Source organism: Kitasatospora sp. NPDC088351, assembly GCF_040685575.1.
Classification (GTDB): domain Bacteria; phylum Actinomycetota; class Actinomycetes; order Streptomycetales; family Streptomycetaceae; genus Kitasatospora.
In genome coordinates, this window is sequence record NZ_JBFBIL010000055.1 from 1 (window position 1) to 6,191 (window position 6,191).

At 72.9% G+C, this 6,191-nt stretch carries 7 protein-coding genes; 2 read left to right on the forward strand and 5 right to left on the reverse strand.

Annotation, left to right across the window (positions count from 1 at the left end; genetic code table 11):
- Positions 1-152: 152 nt before the first annotated feature.
- Positions 153-875: a hypothetical protein gene (locus tag AB0P06_RS29215; protein ID WP_363612515.1), complete on the forward strand. Its 723-nt coding sequence runs from the start codon at positions 153-155 to the stop codon at positions 873-875.
- 148 nt (positions 876-1,023) lie between these two features.
- Here the strand turns inward: AB0P06_RS29215 and AB0P06_RS29220 are convergent, their stop codons facing one another.
- A complete protein-coding gene (locus AB0P06_RS29220; RefSeq protein WP_363612517.1) occupies positions 1,024-2,370 on the reverse strand; it encodes a right-handed parallel beta-helix repeat-containing protein in 1,347 nt (448 codons plus the stop codon).
- Positions 2,371-2,440: 70 nt separating this feature from the next.
- Between AB0P06_RS29220 and AB0P06_RS29225 the strand changes: the two genes are divergently transcribed.
- The gene (locus tag AB0P06_RS29225; RefSeq protein WP_363612519.1) at positions 2,441-3,655 is read left to right on the forward strand and encodes a Dyp-type peroxidase; all 1,215 of its coding nucleotides are present in this window, start codon (positions 2,441-2,443) and stop codon (positions 3,653-3,655) included.
- A 71-nt stretch (positions 3,656-3,726) separates the two neighbouring features.
- On the opposite strand, the gene AB0P06_RS29230 is transcribed toward AB0P06_RS29225, so the two are convergent.
- Genes AB0P06_RS29230 through AB0P06_RS29245 form a run of 4 tightly spaced genes read right to left on the reverse strand, consistent with a single transcriptional unit; the run spans position 3,727 to position 6,190 of the window.
- Positions 3,727-3,915 (reverse strand): hypothetical protein, encoded by a 189-nt coding sequence (locus AB0P06_RS29230; RefSeq protein ID WP_363612521.1) that lies wholly within the window; start codon positions 3,913-3,915, stop codon positions 3,727-3,729.
- Positions 3,916-3,948: 33 nt separating this feature from the next.
- Positions 3,949-4,686 (reverse strand): SRPBCC domain-containing protein, encoded by a 738-nt coding sequence (locus AB0P06_RS29235; protein WP_363612523.1) that lies wholly within the window; start codon positions 4,684-4,686, stop codon positions 3,949-3,951.
- A 30-nt stretch (positions 4,687-4,716) separates the two neighbouring features.
- The gene (locus AB0P06_RS29240; protein WP_363612525.1) at positions 4,717-5,964 is read right to left on the reverse strand and encodes a cytochrome P450; all 1,248 of its coding nucleotides are present in this window, start codon (positions 5,962-5,964) and stop codon (positions 4,717-4,719) included.
- A 10-nt stretch (positions 5,965-5,974) separates the two neighbouring features.
- The gene (locus AB0P06_RS29245) at positions 5,975-6,190 is read right to left on the reverse strand and encodes an MbtH family protein (protein WP_363612527.1); all 216 of its coding nucleotides are present in this window, start codon (positions 6,188-6,190) and stop codon (positions 5,975-5,977) included.
- Position 6,191: the final 1 nt, after the last annotated feature.

The window sequence follows — 6,191 nt, forward strand, 5'->3', positions numbered from 1 at the left end:
CCAGCGCGACCCCGGTCCGGCGGTGGATGCGCTGGGCCTCGGTCAGGCCCGAGCCCGGCGGCACGGTGGGCATCCGCGAGGGCACGTTGTCGTAGACCAGCGGCCGTACGCCGCGTCGGACCTTCTGGTTCAGGACGCTGACAGCGGTCACGGTGTGCGCGGCCACGGCGGGTGGCCTGGCCGTCTACCAGAACGGCTCCGGGCCCACCACGAGCAGGGCGGTGACGTCCGACGAGGCGGCCCGCATCGCACTGTCGCGCCTGACCCTGTACCAGGCCAGTCCGGTCGCGGTGACCCTCACCGCCGCCGAGGGCGGCGGCGTGGTGATCCGGGTCGACGGGGTCGTGGACTACCGCAATCACCGGGCCGTGGGCAGCTACCAGGCGACCGGGGCCACCGGGCAGCTCGACCACGGTCTGATCGTGTGGGACAGCCGCGGTCTGGGGCTGGCACCGGAGCCGGAGGGCGCCGGCGGCCCGCCGTGGCAGCGGGCCGAGCACGTTCCCCGCCCGGGCTGGTCACCGCGCGCCTACACGACGGACCCCCTGGACGCCGGGCTCCAGTTGCTGATCCAGCTCGGCGCGGACCGGCCCGACAATCCGCTGCTGCTCGCGCAGTCCGGGCCGCGATGGCTGGGAACCGACCGGATCGACGGCCGGAACTACGACAGGTTCTCCGGACCGCGCTCCCGCGACGCCACGCACGGGGCGGGGCCGGACGGCGAGTTGTCGCCGCTGACGTACTGGATCGACGGCGACGGCGGTCTGCGGCGGGTGACGATGCGGATGCCGGGCCTGGGCACCCCGACGACCGTGGAGATCACCGGGCGTGACGACGGCGCGCGGCTGCCCGAGGCACCGTGGGCCGCGGGCTGACGCGACCACCCCGAAAGAGGCACCGCGATCGGTACCGAAAGCGGCACCGGCGGGGCTCCCCGGCGGCCGAGCGGGCCTTCCGGCAGCTCGACTCGCCTTCCGGGGAGCCCCGTCGGCCGTGTCCCGGGCCTGAGCGCGCCGACCGGGCTCAGCTCGGCCGCGGCATGACGGTGGCGTCGGTCGGCAGGGGGTAGCGGTCCGGGTCGACCGGGCCGGGGAGGTCCGTCGCCGGGCGGCCGGGTTCCGCCGGGTCCGGCATCGACGGCTGGGCGGGCGGGACGGGCACGGAGTTGAAGGGCGTACCGGGCGGCGGCTGGACGGGCACGGACCGGCCGGCCGGGACGGCCTGCCGCGGTGTGACACCGCAACCGGCAAGGCCCTCCAGGCCGTTCGGGCTCTGGGTCGCGGGCGAGTTGCCGCTGAAGCAGTTGCCGGGGTCGGCCGCGGCCATCACCAGGTCGGCGCCGTTGGCCGTGACGCTGTTGCCTTCGATGCGGTTGCCGACGGCCGGGTGCCCCGGGAGGTCGGTGACGACGACCCCGGCCGCGCGGTTGCCCCGGACGAGGTTGCGCGCGATGTGGTTCTCCGTGCCGCCACCGATCCCGATGCCGATGCCGAAGCCCCCGTCGGCCTGCTCGGGCGAGTCCGCGGCGTTGTTGTCGGTGATCACGTTGCCGGCGATCACCGCGCCGTGCTGCGGGGCGAGTGCCTCCAGGTCGTTGGAGTTCACCGTCACCCCGACGCGGTTGCCGACGACGCGGTTGCCAAGCACCGTCAAGCCGTCCGAGGCGTTGGTGATCTCGATGCCGACCGCGTTGCGCTCCACCGTGTTGCCGCGCACCAGCGTGTCGCAGGGCTTGCACTGGCCGACGTAGATGCCGGAGTCGGCCCCTCCGGAGGCGTAGGAGTCCTCGATGACACCACTGCGCGCGTCGAAGGCGTAGATGCCGTAGAGCCCGTTGTTGTACGCCGTCACCCTGGAGGCCCGGAACCCCTGCACCGGCGGGAACCGGACGGTGTCCAGCGGGTCGTAGGCCGACCCGCCGGCGCCGCGGTACTGCAGCTTCTCGTCGGTGACGCCGGTGAACAGCACGCCGTTGGCGAGGTAGCCGTGGACGGTGAGGTTCTCCACCACCGAGCCGGCACCGGAGACGGTGATGCCGTTGGTGAGCCGCTGCCCTCCGTCGAAGACCACCGCGTTCCGGTCCGATCCGCGCACCACCACCCGCGGGACGGTGACCCGCACGCTCTCCCGGTACACGCCGGGGTGAACCAGCACCGTGTCCCCCTCACGAGCGATGTCCACCGCCTGCTGCACCGTGCGGAAGTCCTCCGGTACGCGAAGGACGTTCCCGGCCGGGTGCTGATCGGCGGACGGCTTCGAATCGGCCGACGAGCAACCCGTGGCCGCCGCCGCGACCGCGACGACCAGCGCCGTCAGGTACCGCGGCAGGTACCGCGGCGCCGGTGCCCGGGACACGGCAGGCCCGGGCACCGAACGATTCAACAGACCATGAGGAGGCAGGATTTGCATGACAGGTGTTCTATCGTCTCCAATATCGCCCATGCACACCGAACCGGGAAATGCGCAGGAGCCGGCACGAATCGCCGCAACCGGTTTGGACCGCCGGAGCCTCCTCACTGCCGGAGCGGTGCTGGCCGCCGGGATCGGCACGGCGGCGGAGGGGGTGGTGAGCAGCGTCCGGGCATCGCGCCGTGGCGCCGCTTCCAGCGCCGCCCCGCCACCCCCGGCGGCGATTTCCTTCCACGGCGCCCGGCAGGCCGGCCTGACTGCGCCTCAGTTACCCGTCACACAGCTGTTCTCCCTGGACCTCCCGCCGACCTCCGCCACCGCGGACCGGGAGACCCTGCGCACCGTCCTGGAGGCGCTGACCCGCACGCTCTCCACCGCTGCCGCCGGTACGCTGCCCGACCTGCGGCTGCGGACCGACGACCCGGCCCGGCTCACCTCCCTGGTCGGCGTCGGCCCCGCGCTCGCCTCCCGGCTCGGCCTGAACGTCCCGGGCGAGCTGGCCGACCTGCCGCCGTACCCCGGCGACCGCCTCGACCCGGCACGCGGCAACGGCGACGTGCTGGTCCAGCTGTGCGCCGCCGACCGCTGGACGCTGACCGTCGTCGCCGAGCTGGCCACCACCACCGCGAGGGCCGCCGGCGCCGTCCCGCGCTGGACCCAGTCCGGTTTCCTGCCTCCCACGCCCCCGGGCACCACCGCGCGAAACCTGTTCGGGTTCAAGGACGGCACCGCCAACCCCGACGACGAGGCCGCCCGGCAATGGGTCTGGGGCCCGCCAGGAGCCCACGAGAACGGGACCATCCTGGTCTACCGCAGGATCCGCATGGATGTCGCCGGCTTCGCGGCACTCCCCGAGGACCGGCAGAACATGACGATCGGCCGCCGCTCCGGCGACGGCGTCCCGCTCACCGGCACCGCCGAGCACGACGAGCCGGACATCTACGCCAAACACCCGGACGGCTCCTACGTCATCCCCGCGACCTCCCACATCCGTCTCAGCAGCCCCCGCCTCGACAGGGGCGCCCGGATGCTCCGTCGCGGCTACAGCTACGACGACGGCCTGGAGGACCGCGGCCTGCTGTTCTGCGCCTTCATGCGCGACCCCGCCCTCTTCACCCGCGTCCAGGAGCGCCTGGCCGCCCGCGACGCGCTGTCCCCCTTCGTCGAACACCAGGCGTCGGCCGTGGCCTACGTGCTGCCCGGGGCCGCGCCGGGCGGCACCCTCGGCGAACAGCTCTGGGCGTGAGCGAGGCCGGTGCCGTCCGTCCGGGAGTCGTTCCGGACGGACGGCACCGGCCTCGTCGGGTGTGAGGTGTGCTACCGGCGGCCGCGCGCCGGTGCGGAGTTGAGCTTGGAGCTGAGCGCCGACAGGAAGATCGGGAGCTTGTCCACCGCGGTCTTGGGGACGGGGGTGACCTGGACCGTGTCCCGCACCACGTCCTGCACGACGAGCTTGTACGTGCCGCCCTCCTCGACGAGTTCGGCGGCGTAGAGCAGTGTTTCCACCAGTGGTCCTCCGGTTGTCTGTGGTACGAGGGGTCAGGAGCCGTTGAGCCAGGCGTTCCACGCCTTGGTGGCCTGCTGCTCGTCCGCTCCCTCGGCGAACAGGTGGTGGCCCAGCCAGATCGGCCAGTTCCAGGAGCTGCCGTTGAAGAACCGGTACAGCGCGTCCGGGCCGCGCAGCCCGATGAAGTCGGGGCTGAGCCAGTCCACGACCACCTCCTCCGGGCCGCTGTCCGGACCGGGGACGTGGAGTTCGAGCCGGTCGCCGACGGCCGCGTCGTCGGCGAGGCCGAGGCGTCGACGCAGGGCGGCGAAGTCGGCCGGGTCGGTGGTGGGTTCGGGGCGCTGGGCCTTGATGTAGACGGCGGGGCGGCCGCCGAAGTGCCGCAGGTACTCGGCGAGGCCGTGCTGGTAGAAGTGGACGTGCTTCTCGGCCGCGTCCGCCTTGGTGTCCCAGATCTCGTCCCAGACTCCCTCGTGCACCCAGTGGATTCCCATGCGCAGGTGGCTCGTTCCGCTGTCCACCGGCTCGATCCGGTAGCTGAGCGTGTTGGAGAATTCGTTGCCCAGGGTCGCCCGGACGGCGAAGTGGCTCGGTGGCTCCCACACCACGACCGTACTGTCGGACCGGGTGGCCTTTCCGCCGACGCGCGGCTCGACCTCCATGGGGTACAGCCAGCCGAGGTTGCCGGCGCCGGTGGCGACCGCGGCCCAGACCTGTTCGGGTGTCGCGGGCAGGTCCTGTTCCGTGCGGACCTCGAACTCTCGGGTCATGGTCGGTTCTCCTTCGTCATCGTTCAGGTGTCAGTAGGTGAGCGGGAGGGCGCTCAGCCGCCGTTGCAGCGGGTTGGGCCGCCATTCGAGGGCCGCGCCGTCGGCCAGCCTCAGCTGCGGAAGCCGACGGACCAGCGTGCTGACGGCCACCTCCGCCTGGAGCTTGGCCAGCGGGCCGCCGAGGCAGAAGTGCGGGCCGTTGCCGAAGCTGAGGTGCCGGTTGCCGGGGCGGGACAGGTCGAGCCGGTCGGGGTCCTCGAAGCGCTCGGGGTCGCGGTTGGTCGCGGCGAGGAACAGGTACACCAGCTCGCCCTCGCGCAGTGTCCGCCCGCCGATCTCGACGTCCTCCGCGACGACCCGGACGATCGCCTGGGTCGGCGTGTCGTAGCGGGCCAGTTCGTCCACGGCGGTGCGGATCAGCGCCGGGTCCTCGCGCAGCCGGGCCAGCTGGCCGGGGTGGCGCAGCAGGGCGAGCATGCCGTTGCCGACCAGGTGGGTGGTGGTCTCGTCGCCCGCGGTGATCAGGACGAAGCAGGTGGACAGCAGCTCGGAGTCGGTGAGCCGGTCGTCCTGCGCCTGCGTCGCGACCAGGGCGCTGATCAAGTCGTCGCCCGGGTCGGCCCGGCGTCGGCGGACAAGTCGGGCGAGGTACTCCTCGTACTGCGCGATCGCCGCCTCGGACTTGTCGATGTCCTCGCTCATCCGGCCGAAGCGGCGGAACCAGGTCTTGACCTGCGGGCGGTCCTCGGGCGGGATGCCGAAGAGCTCGCAGACGACGGACAGCGGCAGCGGGGAGGCGACCGCCTCGATCAGGTCCATGGCCGGCCCGGCCGCGAGCGCCTCGTCGACGAGCCGGTCGACGATCCGCTGGATGCCGTCGCGCAGGGCTTCGACGCGCCGGGCGGTGAACGCGCGGTTGGCGAGCTTGCGCAGCCGGGCGTGGTCCGGCGGGTCGGTGTTGGTCATCACCCGGCCGAGCCGGTCGGTGAGCCGGCTGAAGGCCTTCAGGTCGCCGCCGAGCGCGCCGTAGGCGCGGGTCATGCGGTCCCGGTCGTTGGACAGCCGCAGGTCGCCCAGGGCCGCCTCGACGTCGGCGTACCGGGTGAGGTGCCAGATGCCCTCGGCGCTGCGGTGGACCGGGCTCTCACGCCGCATGCGGGCGTAGAACGGGTACGGGTCCCGGCGGGCCTCGGGCGTGCGCAGCGCCGCGGCGAGGTCACCGGGCCGGGCGAGGCCCGCGCTGCCGCGGGCCTCGTCCAGGGTGTCGGTGGAGGTCACGTCGGCCGCGTTACCGCTGGGCGTCCATGGCGTCGGCCAGGCTCTTGGGCCGCATGTCGGTCCAGGACTGCTCGACGTATTCCAGGCAGGCGGCGTGGGTGTCGGGGCCGTGGGTGACGGTCCAGCCCTCGGGGACGTCCGCGAACTGCGGCCACAGCGAGTGCTGGTTCTCCTGGTTGACGAGCACGAGGAAGGTACCGTCCTGGTCGTCGAAGGGGTTGCTCATG